This is a genomic window from Aeromonas sp. ASNIH2 (assembly GCF_002934795.1).
Classification (GTDB): domain Bacteria; phylum Pseudomonadota; class Gammaproteobacteria; order Enterobacterales; family Aeromonadaceae; genus Aeromonas; species Aeromonas caviae.
The window spans coordinates 1,107,833-1,124,601 of sequence record NZ_CP026406.1 but is presented as its reverse complement, the minus strand read 5'-3'; the positions used below and the strand labels follow the sequence as shown (position 1 = coordinate 1,124,601).

Annotated in this window: 12 protein-coding genes and 1 tRNA gene; 5 read left to right on the top strand and 8 right to left on the bottom strand. The window is 59.0% G+C overall.

The window, feature by feature from the left end; genetic code table 11:
• Positions 1–17: 17 nt before the first annotated feature.
• The gene (locus C3F36_RS05110) at positions 18–767 is read right to left on the bottom strand and encodes a DsbA family protein (protein ID WP_039041345.1); all 750 of its coding nucleotides are present in this window, start codon (positions 765–767) and stop codon (positions 18–20) included.
• Between the two features lie 198 nt (positions 768–965).
• On the opposite strand from C3F36_RS05110, the gene C3F36_RS05105 reads away from it, so the two are divergent.
• A tRNA-Ser gene (locus C3F36_RS05105) sits at positions 966–1,053 on the top strand.
• Between the two features lie 94 nt (positions 1,054–1,147).
• On the opposite strand, the gene C3F36_RS05100 is transcribed toward C3F36_RS05105, so the two are convergent.
• Positions 1,148–1,774: a family 16 glycosylhydrolase gene (locus tag C3F36_RS05100; RefSeq protein WP_104454617.1), complete on the bottom strand. Its 627-nt coding sequence runs from the start codon at positions 1,772–1,774 to the stop codon at positions 1,148–1,150.
• Positions 1,775–1,836: 62 nt separating this feature from the next.
• Here C3F36_RS05100 and C3F36_RS05095 point away from each other — a divergent pair, with 62 nt between their 5' ends.
• Positions 1,837–2,787, top strand: a complete 951-nt coding sequence (locus C3F36_RS05095; RefSeq protein WP_043851557.1) for an IS1595-like element ISKpn3 family transposase — start codon at positions 1,837–1,839, stop codon at positions 2,785–2,787.
• A 335-nt stretch (positions 2,788–3,122) separates the two neighbouring features.
• Here C3F36_RS05095 and C3F36_RS05090 read toward each other — a convergent pair whose 3' ends face one another.
• The 6 genes from C3F36_RS05090 to C3F36_RS05070 all read right to left on the bottom strand — a co-directional run bounded on the left by C3F36_RS05090 (position 3,123) and on the right by C3F36_RS05070 (position 9,621).
• On the bottom strand, positions 3,123–3,434 hold the full coding sequence (locus C3F36_RS05090) for a PTS lactose/cellobiose transporter subunit IIA (protein ID WP_010673336.1): 312 nt from the start codon (positions 3,432–3,434) through the stop codon (positions 3,123–3,125).
• Positions 3,435–3,444: 10 nt separating this feature from the next.
• Entirely contained in the window at positions 3,445–4,824 is a 1,380-nt protein-coding gene (locus tag C3F36_RS05085) for a glycoside hydrolase family 1 protein (protein ID WP_010673337.1), read from the bottom strand.
• 57 nt (positions 4,825–4,881) lie between these two features.
• Positions 4,882–6,234: a PTS cellobiose transporter subunit IIC gene (locus C3F36_RS05080; protein ID WP_010673338.1), complete on the bottom strand. Its 1,353-nt coding sequence runs from the start codon at positions 6,232–6,234 to the stop codon at positions 4,882–4,884.
• Positions 6,235–6,261: 27 nt separating this feature from the next.
• Positions 6,262–6,567: a PTS sugar transporter subunit IIB gene (locus C3F36_RS05075; protein WP_010673339.1), complete on the bottom strand. Its 306-nt coding sequence runs from the start codon at positions 6,565–6,567 to the stop codon at positions 6,262–6,264.
• Positions 6,568–6,719: 152 nt separating this feature from the next.
• Positions 6,720–6,902 carry a hypothetical protein gene (locus C3F36_RS23230; protein WP_158656079.1) on the bottom strand — a complete coding sequence of 61 codons (183 nt, stop codon included), beginning with the start codon at positions 6,900–6,902 and terminating at the stop codon, positions 6,720–6,722.
• Positions 6,903–7,392: 490 nt separating this feature from the next.
• Positions 7,393–9,621 (bottom strand): glycoside hydrolase family 9 protein, encoded by a 2,229-nt coding sequence (locus C3F36_RS05070; protein WP_232090119.1) that lies wholly within the window; start codon positions 9,619–9,621, stop codon positions 7,393–7,395.
• 799 nt (positions 9,622–10,420) lie between these two features.
• On the opposite strand from C3F36_RS05070, the gene C3F36_RS05065 reads away from it, so the two are divergent.
• The 3 genes from C3F36_RS05065 to C3F36_RS05055 all read left to right on the top strand — a co-directional run bounded on the left by C3F36_RS05065 (position 10,421) and on the right by C3F36_RS05055 (position 16,550).
• Positions 10,421–13,141, top strand: coding sequence for a glycoside hydrolase family 3 protein (locus C3F36_RS05065; protein WP_233759717.1), 2,721 nt, complete (start codon positions 10,421–10,423; stop codon positions 13,139–13,141).
• Between the two features lie 93 nt (positions 13,142–13,234).
• A complete protein-coding gene (locus C3F36_RS05060; RefSeq protein WP_158656077.1) occupies positions 13,235–15,208 on the top strand; it encodes a methyl-accepting chemotaxis protein in 1,974 nt (657 codons plus the stop codon).
• Positions 15,209–15,218: 10 nt separating this feature from the next.
• Positions 15,219–16,550: an ABC transporter substrate-binding protein gene (locus C3F36_RS05055; RefSeq protein WP_103244411.1), complete on the top strand. Its 1,332-nt coding sequence runs from the start codon at positions 15,219–15,221 to the stop codon at positions 16,548–16,550.
• Positions 16,551–16,769: the final 219 nt, after the last annotated feature.

The window sequence follows — 16,769 nt, the reverse complement described above, 5'->3', positions numbered from 1 at the left end:
CATGCACAACGCGCGGGTTACTGGATGCTCTTGCCGGCGCGGACATCCTTGATGATGGCCTTGAGGCTGGCCAGATCCCGCGGTGCGCCGCGCAGGATCTGATCGCCGATGATGAAGGCCGGGGTACCGGAAATGGCCATGGCTTCGGCCAGCGCCCGGTTGGTACCCAGATTCTGATCGATGCTGCCGTCCTTGATCTTCGCCTCTACCTTGCTCCAGTCCACGCCGGCGGCCCTGGCGACGTCTTTCACCTGGGCTTCGTCGGAGAGGGGCCCCTGATGGGCGTACAGCTTGTCGTGGAAGGCCTGGTATTTGTCGGGCTGGCCGAGCTTCACCGCCAGCGCCGCGCGGGCGGCGTAGTAGGAGGTTTCGCTCAGGATGGGGAACTGCTTGTAGATGTAGCGGATCTCCTTGTCCTCAGAGAGCAGTTGCTGAATGAGGGGATGAGCGCGCTTGCAGTAGCCGCAGTTGTAGTCGAAGAACTCCACCACCGTCAGGCTGCCCTTGGGATTGCCGCTCTCGGGATCCTGGTTGGCGAAGAGCTGCTTGGCATGGGCTTCTATCAGCGTCTTGTCGTTCTCGGCCTGCTGGCTCTCCTGCTTGGCACGCAGGGCGTTGGACATCTCAACCAGGATCTCCGGATTCTTGACCAGATAGTCGCGCACGATCTGCTCGACATCGCTCTTGGTCAGCTCGCTCGCCTGCACGGGCGCCGCAAGCAGGGTCGCGCCGGTCAGGGCGGCGAACAGGGCATGTTTGATTCTCATAAGTCCATCTTGCTGGGGATGTGGTAGTGGCCCCTATAGTGGGTGAGTCTGTTTTCAAGTCAAGCCATCCGCTTGAAAAAGCACGGTTTGCAGCGGTTTTGCCGGTTTTGTGCGCCAGATAGCCCAATAAATGGGCAAACAAACGGAGTGGGGATTTACAAGGGCTGGGGGCATGGGTAATATGCGTCGCACTGCTGCGGAGGGGTGGCAGAGCGGCTGAATGCACCGGTCTTGAAAACCGGCGATGGGCGACCATCCGTGGGTTCAAATCCCACCTCCTCCGCCATCCATATAGCCCAACTGATTTATTCAGTTGGGCTTTTTTGTGTCTTCGGTTTTGGGTATGCCACCGTGTGCCCGGATTTAGTTGACCATCGCGATCACTCCCAGGGCGTCACATTGGCGTACTTGTATTTGGCGTAGACGGGCTGGCCGTTGTAGGAGCTGGGCGGGAAGCTCGGGTTGGCGCTGATCCAGTTATTCACAAACGTCTGCATCCAGCTGGTGACGGGGCGGCTCTCGCGGCGCACGCTCACCCATTTGTTCTGGGTGCGGCTGAAGACCTGCCAGGTGACTCCCGCCTCGTCGATGTTGAAGGCGTAGCGCTCCATGTTCCAGATGGAGATACCGTACTTGCCCAGGTCGATGTCCTGGGGATACTGACGCCCCTGGATCCAGACGTTGGTATGGAGCAGGTTGGTGCCGCCCATCAGCTCGATGTCGACTTCATAGTGAGAGCTGGTGCCTGCATCTCCGGTATAGGTAAAGAAGGAGCTGATGGTGCCGGGCACCGATCCTGCCTGCATCTGCACCTCATAACGACCCTTACGGGTGTAGTTGTAGGTTCGCAGCTCAGCGCAGCTCTTGTTTCCTTTGTCGGATTTCGCATGGAGGATGGCCGTGCCGGACTCCATCCAGACGTTGGCGGCACGCCAGGTGCAGTCAAATTCTGACCCGCCATTGCGCCAACCATCAGAGACCTGCCAATCCTGATCCTGATTACCCATGATTAGCAGTCAGTTACCACGAACTATACTGATCTTACGTACAGTTATCGAGGTGCGAGATCATGGCCAAAAGCAAAATCCAATTCCAGAAAGGCTACAGCCTGTTTGAGTTTCTCAAGGACTATGGCACTGAGGCTCAGTGCGAAAACGCGCTGTTCACTTGGCGTTTTCCTAACGGCTTTGTCTGCCCTGAATGTGCCAACAAGACCTGTTGTCGCCTGAGAAGGCGGCCACGTGTGTGGCAATGCAATCACTGCCGTCACCAGATGTCATTGACTGGAAACACGATTTTCGCAAACACCAAGCTCCCACTGACCAAGTGGTTTCTGGCAATGCACCTGTTGTCACAAACCAAAACAGGCTTGTCAGCGATGGAGCTAAAGCGCCAGTTGGGCGTCAAATATGACACCGCCTGGATGCTCAAGCACAAGCTGCTGCAAGCCATGAAAGAGTCCGATGACAAGCAGCCCATCAGCGGCATCATTCAGCTCGATGATGTCTACTGGGGTGGCGAGCGCCGTGGTGGCAAACGGGGTCGGGGCGCGGCAGGCAAGACGCCGTTTGTGGCAGCAGTGGCCCTGAACAAGGAAGGACATCCAATCAAGATGCGGATGACGGTGGTCGATGGTTTCAAAACCAAGTCCGTTGCTGATTGGGCAAAACGGCATATTGCCAGTGGTAGCGCGGTGATATCCGATGGATTGGCCTGTTTCAAAGCGGTCAAGGAGGCCAATTGTGAGCACCTGGGAGTTGTCACCGGGGGCAACCTGGACTGGCTGGATCATCCGGCATTCAACTGGGTAAACACGATGATAGGAAATGTGAAAAACTCGCTGCGGGGCAGTTGCCATACGCTCGGAGCGAAGCATTTACCAAGGCATCTTGCGGAATACTGCTTCCGGTTTAATCATCGTTTTGACCTCAATAGCATGTTGGTAGAATTGGGGCATGCAGTCGTGGCAAGCCCTCCGATGCCATATCGGCTCTTGAAGCTGGCTGAGGGTCATGGGTAATCAGGATCCTGATTGCTCCACCACCATGCCGATGCCTGAGTGGAATATAATCCTCCCGCCATCAGCAATACTGACATCAGTCCAAGTTTACGCATATTATCCACATTCCTGTGTGTTTATTAATGAGTGTTTTATTGATGACTACAAGCAGCATCAGAATAGCCATAAACAGATGTTGAAACTTATACTGGTATCGCGTCATGACAGTTTCATATTTTTGAAATTGCCTGAAAAAGGTATGAAAGACATGACGGCTGGCTGGTATAACCAGAATAAAAAAAGCCACCGTATATAACGGTGGCAAAAGCACGGACTCCCGATCCGATGAGTTAAAATCAGCTGGCTTGGCGGCGATAGATCTCGACCAGTTCGGTGGCCAGTTCGCGGCACAGAATGGAGGTCATCAGGTGATCCTGGGCATGTACCATGACCAGTGTCATCTTGGTCTTGCCTTCGCCCTCATCGGCTTCAATCAGTTTGGTTTGTACGGCATGGGCAGCCTTCCCCGCGTCGGTGGCCTGGAGCAGCAAGGCATCCGCTTCGCTGAACTGGCCAGCACGAGCCTGACGCAGGGCTTCGAAACAGAGACTGCGAGATTGGCCGGCATTGACGATGATGCCCATGACTGCTTCTTCAAGATCCATCATTTATGACTCCTTAAAATCCATTATTACGAGAGACGTTGGCGAACCATTCACCACTTTTCTTGACGGTGCGCTGCTGGCTTTCCAAATCAAGGCTGATGAATCCATAACGGTTCTTGTAGGCATTCATCCAGGACCAGTTGTCAATAAAGGTCCACAGGTGATAACCACGGCAATTACTTCCTTCGGCAATGGCGGTATGAATCCATTGGAGGTGGCCGCGAATGAAGTCGATACGATAATCGTCTTTTACCTGACCATCTTCACCAATGAATCTGTGTTCCCCTTCGACACCCATACCATTTTCAGAGATATAGCTTGGGATATTTCCATAGTTGTCGCGCAGGTTGATCAATATGTCATAAATACCGCGCTCATATATTTCCCAGCCGCGATAAGGGTTCATTTTGCGGCCTGGCATCTCGTAATTCTCGAAGAACCAGTCAGGCAGGAAAGGGGAGTCCGGATTGATGGCCGTCATGCGTGCCTTCACTCGCCGCGGCTGGTAGTAGTTGATGCCGAGCAGATCGATCTTGCCGGCGGCCAGCAGTTCGCAGTCGCCGCTTTGCACCACGGGCATCTGATCGTGCTCGCGCAGGATATCGATCAGCTCCTGGGGATAAACCCCCTTCACCGCAGGATCGAGGAAGGCGCGGTTGAAGAACAGGTCGGCAATGAACGAGGCCTTCAAGTCTGCCGGGTTTGAAGAGCGCGGATAGGAGGGGGTCAGGTTCAGGACGATGCCGATCTGGCCGGGCAGGGAGAGTGTGCGATAACGCTTCACCGCCAGACTGTGGGCCAGCATCATGTGATAGGCCACCTGGGCTGCCCGTTTGAAGTCCATCTGGTTCGGGTAATGGAAGTCATACAGATACCCTCCTTCCACTACCACAACGGGCTCATTGAAGGTCATCCAGCAGGCGACGCGATCACCGAACAGTTTGAAGCAGAGCGCTGCGTACTCGGCATAGGCCGCCACGGTTTCGCGGCTCTCCCAGCCCCCCTGCTCCTGCCAGTACATCGGCATGTCGAAGTGGAACAGGCCGATGAAGGGTTTGATCCCCTTGGCCAGCAGCTCATCGATAACCTTGTTGTAGAAGTCGACGGCCTCCTGATTGACGGTGTGGCCATCCGGCAGCAACCGGGCCCAGGAGATGGATGTGCGGAAGCTGTTGTGGCCAATCTGTTCCATCAATGCGATGTCTTCACGATAACGATCGTAGAAGGTGGAGGTGTTGGCCGGGCCAACCTGACCGTGGAAACGGTGTGGCTCAGTCTCGAACCAGTGATCCCAGATAGTCGGTGCCTTGCCGCCCACATTGGCAGCCCCTTCCGATTGTGCGGCCGACGAGGCGCTACCCCACCAGAAGCCTTCGGGGAATGTATATTGCATTGCAGTTTCCTCTTGATGACCGGCGTGCAGGCGGCGTGGCGCCCGCACGCCTGGCGCTTACGCCTGACTCTGAATCGGTGTGATTGTGTCTGCTTTTTCTGATCTGGCGGCTTCTTCCGCTTCAGCCGTCTCGGCTTCCTGCTTGAGCAGGGTGCGTTCGTAAGCCCGCACGAAGGGGTAATACATCAGGGCGGAGATCCCCATGCAGATGAAGCACATGATGACCGGACTGAAGGCCCAGTTGGTCGCCCAGGAGGCGCCGATGGGGGCCGGCGTGGTCCATGCGGTCAGCATCACGACCTTCTCAACCAGACCCAGATCCACCGCGAACCAGGCCAGGATGGCGTTGATCACCGGCACCAGGATGAAGGGCAGGAAGAAGACCGGGTTCATGATGATGGGAGCACCAAACAGGATCGGCTCGTTGATGTTGAAGAACCCGGGGACCACGCCCATTCGCCCTATGGTGCGCAGGTGCACGGCACGGCTGCGCATCAGCAGGAATGCCAGTGGCAAGGTGGAGCCCACGCCGCCGATAAACAGGAAGTGATCCCAGAAACCGGGCAGGAAGGTGTGGGGAATGGCTTGCCCGGCGGCCAATGCGGCCTGGTTGCTGGCCAGGTTTGCCATCCAGAAGGGGTTCATGATGCCGGTGACGATCATGGTGCCGTGGATGCCGGCAAACCAGAGGATCTGGCACAACAGCACCGCCAGCAAGACGGCAGGCAGGCTGTCGGAAGCCGCCACCAGCGGTTTGAGCATGGACATGATCGCCTCGGGCAGGATCATGCCAGTGGTTTCCTGCAGCAGCATGTTGAAGGGGTGCAGGGTCAGGATAATCGCCAGGACCGGGATCAGCACCTCGAAGGAGCGCGCCACTCCCATCGGCACCTGCTCGGGCAGACGGATGGTGATGTTGTTGCGCTTGAGCCAGGCGTAGACCTCGGTCGAATAGATGGCACAAATGAGAGCGGTAAAGATGCCCTGACCGGAGAAATACTGGGTGGAGATGGTGCCGTCTTTATATTGCGCCGCCACCAGCATGAACGACATCAGCGACAGCAGGCCCGTGGTGATGGGGTCCAGGGAGTATTGTTTGGCCAGGCTGGATGCGACGCCCACCGAAATGAAGACCGTCATCAGCCCCATGCTCATGTTGAAGGGCAACATGAGTTCGGCACGATAGGTGTTGGAAAAATCGAGCCAGGCTCTGGCAAAGCCCCAGGTGGTTTCGCTGGAGATGGGTGGAAAAATGAAGACCAGCATGAAGCTGCCGACGATCATGAACGGCAGCGCGGCAATAAAACCGTCACGGATGGCCAGAACATAGCGTTGCTGGCCCAGTTTTCCTGCCAATGGGCCGATCCGTTGTTCGATCAACTTGACCAGCATCCCATAGAGTGAACTCATAGTGTGTGTCCTTCCTTGTGAGCACGCTTAACCAATCAGGGAGAGGGCGTAGTCCAGCACCTTGTCGCCGCGCTGCATGCCGTAATCCATCATGTCGATAGGTTGTACCTTGATGCCGTGAGCCGCCGCCTTGGCTTGCAACTCCGGTTGCATGTACTTGATCTGCGGTCCCAGCAAGACCACCTGGTAATGGGGCATCTGGTCATCGAACTCCGATGCGCCAAAAGCCTTGATCTCGGCAGCCAGGCCCCGTTTTTCGGCTTCTACCAGCATTTTTTTCACCAGCAGGCTGGTGGACATCCCGGCAGAGCAGCACAACATGATTTTTTTCATGATCATTCCTCAGTTATTAAGCTGGGCTCACTATAGATCGATGCAACAAAGTGGGAAATCGATTTCACAGGCCGGGTTTTGTAATTGTGATCGCGATCACTTGATGGATATTTGATATAAGGTGGTCAAGATAAAATGTCGTTATTTATCAGTCAATTGGTGTTTTTTTTGTGATGTGGCTTTCGCCATGTTTGTTCGACTTGGCTTTTTGAAATATCGATTTCAAGTTTGTCGTGGTTTTCATGCTGCTCCTGCCCCCAGCATGATGCAGGGGGCGCTTTCGGCATGGTGCCGATCCGGCGCCCATGCCAGCAACCCCGGATAACCGAGCCCATCGCCGTGCTCCTTCACCCTCTTGTGGCAGGGGGTCATGGTGGCGGCTAAGGGGCTCTGTACAGTGTCTTGCTCAGATGGCGGGCTCAGCCTGGGGTTGCCTTGTGGTTCTCGCTGAGGGTCACGAAACCCGATTCAGGAGCCGGGTATCCTGCTTTCCCGCCTGCTTCGCGCGGGGGGCACTGTAGAAGAGGCGGGGAGCGGGTGATGCCCAGATGGCGTCAGCAGATCTGATGGCAAATGAGGGATCAAGTGGATGCGCAAATAAGGTGGCCAAGAGACGGACATGTAAAGGCAGGGTTGCGAAGGTGCGGTCAGATGAAATGATCGATAAGAGAGGGTTCTGCTGCCGTCAGCCTCTGAATGATGACGGAAAAGGGGAATTGAAAACGTAAAGTGGAGGGCGGCGACAGGTGCGGGAGCTGTCCTGGGCAAGGTCGGCAGGGGAGTAAAACAATGCTCCGTCACGGGGACGGAGCATTGGAAGGGTGATCAGCGGGTCAATCCACCTTCATCCAGTACGCTGACCGTCCAGAAGAAGGGGGCATTCCAGTTGACGGTGACCTCGTTCAGCGTCCAGGCACCAATCTCATCTTTCCAGCAGGTCTGGCCGGTACACTTGCCCTTGAGGGTGGAGGCAACGGGATCGCTGAAGTTGATGGAGTTTGGCCCGCCCGAGAGTACACCTGGCGGAACCAGGGGAGACGCGGGGTCGATGGGGTGAGCCCAGAACCTGTGGTGCGGATTCTTCAGCGGACGGCTGCCGTAGCCCGACACATAGGACTGGTCGAGGGGGTTGCGGCCGAGCACATAGTCCATGGCATCGGACATGGCCTGCAGGTATTTGCGCTCTCCCGTGAAGTCATGGGCCAACCCGAGGAAGATGCTGCGGTTCATCAGGTTGGAGTTGGAGCCCCAGGGGTATTCGGTCGCCTGATAGGGGATAAGGTAACCCTCCGTCGCCACGCTCTTCTGGTAGCCGTCAGCTGCGGCGATGATAGCGGCGCGTGCCTTCTCCACTTCCTGTTTGCCCAGTTTGTTAGGCACCATGGCCAGCGTGATGGTCCCTGCGCTGCTGAGATCCTGCCAGTAGAGATCACCGCTTGCGCTGCGATCCCCCTTGGGGGCAGCCAGATAGAGAGGGGACTGCTGGACGGCCTGCTTGTACTCGGCTTTGCCGGTGGTGGCAAACAGCTCGGCGGCAGCCCAGTAGAATTCGTCCTTCAGGTTGGTGTCATCATAGGGACCGGATCCCACAAAGTTGTCATAGGCATAGACGTCCGGATGGCGGTTGGCCGCCTTCCAGGCTCGTTCCGCTGCCTGCAGGCTGCGCTGTGCGAAGGCCGGATCCAGATCTTTCCATACGCGAGCAGACTGGGCGGCGGTGGCCGCCAGGTTCAGAGTCGCAGCCGTGCTGGGGTGGCTCAGGAAACGGGGTTGTGGATCCTTGTGGGGCGGGAGCGGCATCCCGGTCCAGGCTTCGTCGGCGACCTTGTGGAATACCATGCCGGAGGCATCGATCTCGGTCAGTTTCAGGCTGTCGAGCTGCTTGGACTGATCGCCTACCGGCACCCAGGCCTTCTTGCCTTCGGGCACCTGCATGGCGAGGAAGAACTCCATCATCCAGCGGGACTCGTCCAGCAGATCGTTGTAGCCGTTGTGCTGTTCCGGGATCTTGACCTTGCCGTCGGCAAAGGCGCTCTTGTCACCCTCTTTCGCCAGCTGCTCCCGTTCATAAAGGTTCATCAAGGTCCATACCGAGATCCCCCCGTTGACCACGTACTTGCCCTGATCGCCAGCGTCGTACCAGCCGCCGGTCACATCCAGCGTGAAGTCACAGCCAGGCCACTGGTTGCCCTTGGCGTCCTGCTTGTTGAAGCAGGTTACGTTCTCGGGCTTGTGTCCTGCCGGGCGAGCAAGGTCGGGGCGCTGGACATATTTGGCTTCGATGTCGATGCCGCTACGCTGCTGATAGAAGAAGGAGAGGGCATCGAATTTCATGGTGTGATAGATGTCATCGCCGATGCTGAACGGATGACTCTTCTGGCCGGCGACCTCCAGTACCAGGCCGGTGCCCGGGGTGGTGACCTGACTGAAGTCGGCAATCTGTACGTTCTCGCCGGATGCGGCATTCAGGCCAAAGGGCGTGGTCTTGCCTTCCGCGATGGTCTCACCCTGGGCATTGCGCAGGGTCCAGGGGAGCGCGTCCTTGCTGTCGGTGGCGATGGTCGCCCGTTTCAGAGCCTTGCTCAGATAGCCGACCTGGTTGACGCGCACGCTGCCCAGCTCCGATTTCTTGATCAAGGAGGGGCCCGATAGCGTGGCTTCACCGATACAGACAGTGGTCGGTGTCTGGGTGCCCATCTGAAGTTGGAACTGGGTCTTCTCGTCAGTGGCAGAAGGTGTGAACTGGATATCGAACGGTTTGGGCGTGCTGCCGAGGGCGAGGTCCTGCACCATGTAGTTGGTGTAGGGGGCGCCATCATGCTGGATCAGGGCCTTGACGTTGATGTCGCTCTTGGCCATGGCAGTGAAATGGAGTTTGTAGGTTTGCCCCTGCACCAGGCCGAGATTGGACTGACCCAGGATGACATCCCAGGGATTGGAGCCCGACTCGGTGAAGGTGATACAGCCCATCTGGTTCTCGGCGTTCAGGGTCCCCCCGGCCGTCCACCATCCATCGGTTCCCTGGAAGCCCCCATTGGTCAGCAATTCACCCACAGGTCCGGCAGATGCCGAGGAGGTCGCTGAACCAGATGCTCCTGCGCTGGGCAGGGAGCAGCCATGCAAGCCAATGACGCAAGACATGGCAAGCGTCAGGGCACTAAGCCGAGATGTTTTCATTGTTACCCCTTTGATCACAGACGGAAATAATGGCGTCGATTTTCGCACTCACGCAGAAAATGACCGAGTCATCCTGCGGCCCGCATTTCACTGTCAAGATTCACACACAATCCTTGAGTGGAAATCGATTTCACGATTCAGGTAACAGTAAATTTTTTGGCAGATCAAGTTTGCTTTTATGAAATGTGATGGAGACGGCAAATTTTCGTTTATTGATATATTCATGCACTTGAATTGAATTCCATTGAATCCTTTCAACATTCCTCTGACTCCCCAGTCGTTTGGCCATATCGGTGTCGTTCCAGGCAGCTCATGCGGCAAATCAATGTGATCGATTGCATTTAAATTATTGTTTTAATTTTATTTTGTTGATCTTTCTGACATGAGTCTACCCGCTCTCCCTGTTCCTTCCTGGGTATTCTGCTGATGAGGCACGCCCCCGAGTTTGTGAGTTGCATCACTATTTTCTCTTTCAGCGGGATCTTTGTCATGGCATGACAAAGATACTGCTGGAATGACGAAGAGATTTCTGTTTACCATTTAATATTCTTGCAATCGATTTCAGGTTCGACTGTTTTTCAAGACGACTCGCCATGAACGATGAGTCCAGGCGATGAACGAGAACATCCGGAGAGTCATAAGGAAAATGCGTAAAACTACAGGTCTCACCAGGTCTATGACCTGCCTATTCGTGGGGTGCGGCATCTGGAGTGCCGGGATGGCGGATGAGTTGTCGACCATGCCCTATTTTTCCACCTGGCCGCAGATCCACAGCGCCATTGTCAGGGACGAGGGGATGGAGCGCCAGATCCAGGCTCTGCTCTCCCGGATGACCCTGGAGGAGAAGGTGGGCCAGATGATCCAGCCCGACTTTCGTGAAGTGACACCTGAGGAGGTGACGCGCTACAAGATTGGCTCCGTCCTCAACGGGGGGGGTGGCTGGCCCGGCAACAACAAACACGCGTCGGCCCAGGACTGGGCACACCAGGCCGACACCTATTGGCAGGCGGCGGAAGCGGGCTTTGAGGGCAGGGGGTATCGCATCCCCTTCATGTGGGCGACCGATGCGGTGCACGGCCATAACAACGTCTTCGCGGCGACCCTGTTCCCGCACAATATTGGCCTGGGGGCGGCGCGGGATCCGGATCTCATCTACCGTATCGGCCAGGTGACGGCCCGGGAAGTGGCCGCCACCGGGCTGGATTGGACCTTCGCCCCGACGGTGGCGGTGCCGAGGGATGATCGCTGGGGCCGGACCTATGAGGGCTATTCCGAAGATCCCGCCATCGTCTATCACTATGCCGGAGAGATGGTGCGTGGCCTGCAAGGTTCCGCGACGGATCTGCGCGGCCAGCGCCATGTCATCTCGAACGTGAAACACTTCGTGGGGGACGGCGGTACCCTGAACGGGGTCGACCGGGGTCAGAACTTCTATTCGGAAGAGGACCTGCGCAACCTGCACGCGGTGGGCTACTTCTCGGGGCTGGATGCCGGTGCCCAGGTGGTCATGGCTTCGTTCAACAGCTGGCACAACGAGCTCAACCGCGACGTGCTGCCAGAAGACGGGGTTGAGTACAACGGCAAGCTGCACGGCAGCCGCTATCTGCTGACCGACGTGCTCAAGGGCAAAATGGGCTTTGATGGCCTTGTCGTCTCTGATTGGAACGGTCACAGCGAGATCGCCGGTTGCACCATGGGGAGCTGCCTGCCTGCGGTGCTGGCCGGGGTCGACATCTTCATGGTCACGGCGCGCAAGGACTGGATGGAGTTTCGCCAGAGCCTGCTCGATGGCGTGGCGAGCCGGCAGATCCCGATAAGCCGGATCGACGATGCCGTGACGCGTATCCTGCGGGTCAAGATGCGGGCCGGGCTGTGGGAGAAACCCATGCCGTCGGCCCGTGAGCTGGCGGGCAAGCAGGGTGAACTTGGTGCCGTGACGCACAAGGCGCTGGCCCGGGAGGCGGTACGCAAGTCGCTGGTGCTGCTCAAGAACGAGGGCAGGATCCTGCCCCTGAGCCGGCAGAGCCGGGTGCTGGTGGCTGGGAGCGCCGCCAACGATCTGGGCAAGCAGGTGGGGGGCTGGAGCCTGACCTGGCAAGGCAGCGAGAACGGGCGCGGTGATTTCCCCGGTGCCCAGAGCGTGCTGGATGCGGTGACCGCCACCGTCGGTGCGGATCATGTGCAGGTGAGCACGGGATCCGGTGAGTTTGCGGGAGCCAAGCCCGATGTCGCCATCCTGGTCATGGGGGAGGATCCCTATGCAGAGTGGTTCGGCGACATTCCTGACAACAAGACCCTTGCCTATGGGGATCTCAAGAGCAGCTATCACGAGGATCTGTTGACCCTCAAGCGGCTGAAGGCGGCCGGCATCCCCGTGGTGACCGTGCTTTTCTCCGGACGTCCGCTCTACGTCAATGAGGAGCTCAATCTCTCTTCCGCCTTTGTCGCCGCCTGGCTGCCGGGCACCGAGGGGGAGGGGATCACCGATCTGCTGTTCAGGGATGCCAAGGGCAAGGTGGCCCATGACTTCCAGGGACGCCTCTCCTTCTCGTGGCCCTTCAGCAAGTGCGCCACCACCATCAATCGCACGCCCACCCATATCCCGGGCTGGCAGCGTCCAGCCTTCGAGCAGGATCCTGCGGGTGAGTACGCACCGCTCTTCCCCTATGGCTACGGGCTCAGCTACGGCAAGTCTTCCCCTGTGGCGGCCCGGGTCAGCAACCTCAATACCCTGACCCTGGATAAACGTACCTTCGGCTGCAACGAGAGCGACCCCGCCAAACTGAGCTCCGCTGACAAGGTGCTCGAGCTGTTCGGGCCAAAGGCGGGTGAAGAACACCGTCTGCGCATGGGGGATGCCAGCAACTGGACGGGGACTGAAGTCTCCGGCAACAGCGTGACCGAGATGACCTTCATCAAGGTTCAGCCCATCGACTACCTGCGCCAGCAGGATGCGCGAGCGGTCACCTTCCTCGGGGCGGACACGCCGGGTGTCGACTCCGGAGCCACGATCCAGTTGCAGACCACCCAGGTCAAGGGGGCGGATCGTCGCACCTACCTGAAGGGCGAGAGCGAGCTGCAGGTGACGCTGCGGGTGCAGCAGGCGCCAGCGGGTGACATGACGCTGGGGCTGCAGTGTGGCTGGCCCTGCGGCAAGTCCATCGAGATTGCTCCGGCCTTGCGCCAGTTGCCCCCGCAGAAGTGGGTGACCCTGAGTCTGCCCCTGCGCTGCCTCGAAGAGGGCATGGACTTCGCGAAGGTCAATACCCCCTTCATCCTGGGTACCAGTGGACAGGCGCGTATCGACATGGCGACCGTTCGCTGGGTACCGGCTTCTCTGCTGGGGGCCTCAGGGGAAGTGGTCAGGCTCGATTGCCAGGGCAGGTTGAGTCGATAAGCCGTCAGCCAGATGCACCAGGATGCCTGTCGGGCTCCTGGTGCCTTGATAACCGGCTCCGCCCCGATGCGGAGGGAGAGGTGGGAGAGAAGGATGTCGATCGTACAGCGGATCAGATTGGGCTTTACGCTGCTGCTGGTCCTGTTGCTATTGCTCGGGGCCATCAGTTACCTGAAGACGACCTCCATTCACGGTCGTTTCCAGCAGGTGACCGAAGAGGCGACACCTCAGGCCCTGACCGCCAGCCGGCTGCGCGCCGCGTTGCTGATGGCCGACAGGGACAGCCTGGCGCATCTCGCCATCCGGGAGACGTCGGCGTTCCCCGAGTCCCGTCAGCGTGTTGCCCATGACAAGGTCCGCTATGAGCAGCACATCAAGGCATTCGCGGCCCTGACACTCGATACCGAGAGTGAGCGGCAACTCGCCCGGGTCACCGACCAGGCCCCCCGGCTGTTTACCATCTCTGAGCAGTTGATGAGCCTGCACGAAGAGTCGGTCGAGCTGGAGCGGGTGCTCGCACGGATGCGGAGCGAGCTGCTGCACCTGGACGACAACTACCGTTCGGCGGCAGACCTGCTGGTGCGTTACACGGCGGGTCGGCGCTCTTTGCAGAACAAGGCGGAGCTCATCACCAGCGGTATTGCACGGGATCTCAAGCTGATCCTGCGTGCCGACGGCAACACGGATCTGGTGGCGCTACAGGGGGTGCTGGCCAAAGACATCGACATTGCGAACCAGCGTCTGGAGCGGATTGTTGTCCCCGATGACGTCAAGGCCAGGTTCACCCGCCATGTGGCGCGCATTCCCCAACTGGTATTTGGCGACAAGGGGCTGATTGCCACCCTGGTGCGCCGTCAGCAAATCAGCCAGCAACTCCATGGCTTGCGTGAACAGCAGGAGGCGCAGAGCCAGCAACTGGGGGAGGTCCTGGACAGGCTTATCGCCATCAGCAACCAGAGCATGCAGGAGGACAGGCTGAGTGCCGATGTCGCGGTTGACAGCGCCCGCACCTGGATCGTGATGGTGGCCCTGTGTTCCGTGCTCATCGCCCTCATTGTTGCCTGGAGTACGGCCCGCAGCATCCAGGTGCCTCTGGTGCGGATCAATCGGGTTCTCGGTCTGATGGCACAAGGGGACATGACGCTGCGGGTTCGCTACCCCGCCAGGAACGAGCTTGGTGAGGTCGCGAACTCCATCGACCAGCTGGCCCACCACACCAAGACGCTTCTGATGGAGGTCCAGACCGGCTCTGAGTACCTGGTGAGCGAGACGCGCAAGACCGCGGAGATCGGCGAGCAGGTGATGTCGCAGGTGCAGGCGCAGAAGGCCCAGACCGATCAGGTGGCGGCCGCCATCTTCGAGCTGGAGACCAGTGCGACCGAAGTGGCGCGCTCGAGCGATCATGTTCGTCGGGAGGTGGGGGAGGCCAATGACGAGAGCCGGCGCGGGCGTCATTTGATGCAGGCCAATCGGGATGGCATCGAACAACTGGCGACCGACATCGCCGGGGCCATGGCGATCACCCGCAAGCTCGAAGGCTACAGCAGCAACATTGGCAACATTCTCGAGGTGATCCGTGGCATGGCTGAACAGACCAACCTGCTGGCCCTCAATGCGGCCATCGAAGCGGCCCGTGCCGGGGAGGCCGGGCGGGGCTTTGCCGTGGTGGCCGAGGAGGTGCGGGCGCTGGCTACCCGTTCACAAGGGGCGACCCAGGAGATCCAGGTGATGATCGACAACCTGCAGGGATGCGCCCGCGATGTGGCGAGCGTGATGGCCCAGAGCCATGAGCAGACCCAGCAGAGTGTGCAGCAGACCCGGGATGTCGAGAGTGCCCTGGCGGGGATCGCCTCGCGCATGGAGGCCATCAAGGAGATTGCGGATCACATGGCTTATGCCGCAGCGGAGCAGATTTCGGTGAGTCAGGGAGTGGCCCAGCACGTGGCGGCCATCGCAGACGTGGCTCACGAGACCGAGCAGGCGTCCCGGGTATCGGCGAGCAGTGGTGAGGTGTTGTCGGGGCTGGCCAGCCAGCAGCAGAGTCTGGTGGCCCGTTTCAAGGTGTAGGAGAGAGGCGATGTGGAAATCTGTGAGTGCCCTGCTGGTCTGGGGGCTGAGTACGGCGGCGGTATCCCAGGAGCTGGTGCTGGAAACCTGGCGCGTGGATGACGAGGCGCTCTGGAAGGAGCAGTTTCTGCCCCGTTTTCAGGCGATCCATCCCGAGATCACCCTTAAGCTGCATTCGCAGCGCTCGGCGGATTACGATCGGGAGCTTGCCGAGCGGCTGGCGGCGGGGAAGGCAGGGGATCTCATCACTTGCCGTCCTTATGATCAGTCCCTGCGGCTGTTCCAGCAGGGGCATCTGCTGGATCTGACGGACCTGCCCGGGATGGAGAACTTCCCGAGCTTTGCCAAGGCCGCCTGGCAGACCGACTCCGGGGCCCAGACCTTCTGCCTGCCCATTGCCTCCGTGATCCAGGGTTTCTACTTCAATGTCGATATCTTCAACGCCCTTGGGCTGACACCGCCGCGAACCCGTGCCGACTTCTTCGCCGTGCTGGAGAAGGTGAAGCAGGATGGCCGCTATCTGCCGCTGGCACTGGCGGCTCACGACAGCTGGGTGGTCTCCGAGCTTGGTTATCAGAATATCGGTCCCAATTACTGGCATGGGGAAGATGGCCGCCTGGCGCTGATCAACGGTCAGGCGCGAGTGACCGATGCCCCTTATGTGGCGGCGTTTCGTGAGCTGGCGAGCTGGCGGCCCTACATAGGGGACCATCCTGCCGATGCCACCGAAGCACAGGCGGTGGATGCCTTTGCTGCGGGCAAGGCCGCCATGATAGTGGCGGGCTCCTGGTCGCTGGCCCAGTTCACCGGCAAGGTCAATTTTGGTGCCTTCCCGCCCCCCGTCGCGCGGGAGGGAGACACCTGCTATTTCACCGATCACACCGACATGGGGATCGGCATCAATGCCGCCAGCCCGAACAAGGAGGCCGCCCTGAAACTGGTGGAGTGGATGGCAAGCGCCGACTTTGCCGAGCGTTTCTCCAATTCGGTGCCCGGTTTTTTCTCCCTCTCCAACCACTTCTTCGAGCTCAAGGATCCGGTGGCGAGCACCATGATGGGCTGGCGGGATACCTGCGATTCCACCTTGCGTCTGGGGGCGCAGTTCCTCACCCGGGGTGAGCCATCGCTTACCACAGAGCTTGCGGAGGTATCGCAATCCGTGGTGCTCGGCACCATGACGCCGGAAGCGGCCGCCGCGCGCATCCAGCAGGGGTTGGCAAGCTGGTATCCCCCCCAGAAGGCGGCCACGAGAAGAGCCAGTCTGTGTGAAGCGGACGAGCCTCTCCCCACGCTGGCAACCAGCGCGGCCACCGGGACGGAATCCCCCTTCGCAGCGCCTTGACGGTGGCCACGCTCCCGCAGGGATCTGCACACTCCCCAAGGCGCCTTCAGGCGCCTTGTTTCATTCAGGTCGACCGGGTTCATCGGGTTGTGATTGCCAGGCTTTGGCTGGTGTCATGGGGCCAGGCCGGATTGGGGGCCCGCAGAAGAGGGATGCCAGGTTGTGTGTGGTCTCTGTGCTATGTCAGAGAGTCAAGGTGGAAGTCGCGGCAGGGACTCG

Bases quoted from the DNA above. Each gene is read 5' to 3' on its own strand.
- C3F36_RS05100 (WP_104454617.1), bottom strand. From the start codon at position 1,774: ATGGGTAATCAGGATCAGGATTGGCAGGTCTCTGATGGTTGGCGCAAT.
- C3F36_RS05095 (WP_043851557.1), top strand. From the start codon at position 1,837: ATGGCCAAAAGCAAAATCCAATTCCAGAAAGGCTACAGCCTGTTTGAG.
- C3F36_RS05060 (WP_158656077.1), top strand. From the start codon at position 13,235: ATGTCGATCGTACAGCGGATCAGATTGGGCTTTACGCTGCTGCTGGTC.
- C3F36_RS05085 (WP_010673337.1), bottom strand. From the start codon at position 4,824: ATGCAATATACATTCCCCGAAGGCTTCTGGTGGGGTAGCGCCTCGTCG.
- C3F36_RS23230 (WP_158656079.1), bottom strand. From the start codon at position 6,902: ATGGGCTCGGTTATCCGGGGTTGCTGGCATGGGCGCCGGATCGGCACC.
- C3F36_RS05065 (WP_233759717.1), top strand. From the start codon at position 10,421: ATGACCTGCCTATTCGTGGGGTGCGGCATCTGGAGTGCCGGGATGGCG.
- C3F36_RS05075 (WP_010673339.1), bottom strand. From the start codon at position 6,567: ATGAAAAAAATCATGTTGTGCTGCTCTGCCGGGATGTCCACCAGCCTG.
- C3F36_RS05080 (WP_010673338.1), bottom strand. From the start codon at position 6,234: ATGAGTTCACTCTATGGGATGCTGGTCAAGTTGATCGAACAACGGATC.
- C3F36_RS05110 (WP_039041345.1), bottom strand. From the start codon at position 767: ATGAGAATCAAACATGCCCTGTTCGCCGCCCTGACCGGCGCGACCCTG.
- C3F36_RS05055 (WP_103244411.1), top strand. From the start codon at position 15,219: ATGTGGAAATCTGTGAGTGCCCTGCTGGTCTGGGGGCTGAGTACGGCG.
- C3F36_RS05090 (WP_010673336.1), bottom strand. From the start codon at position 3,434: ATGATGGATCTTGAAGAAGCAGTCATGGGCATCATCGTCAATGCCGGC.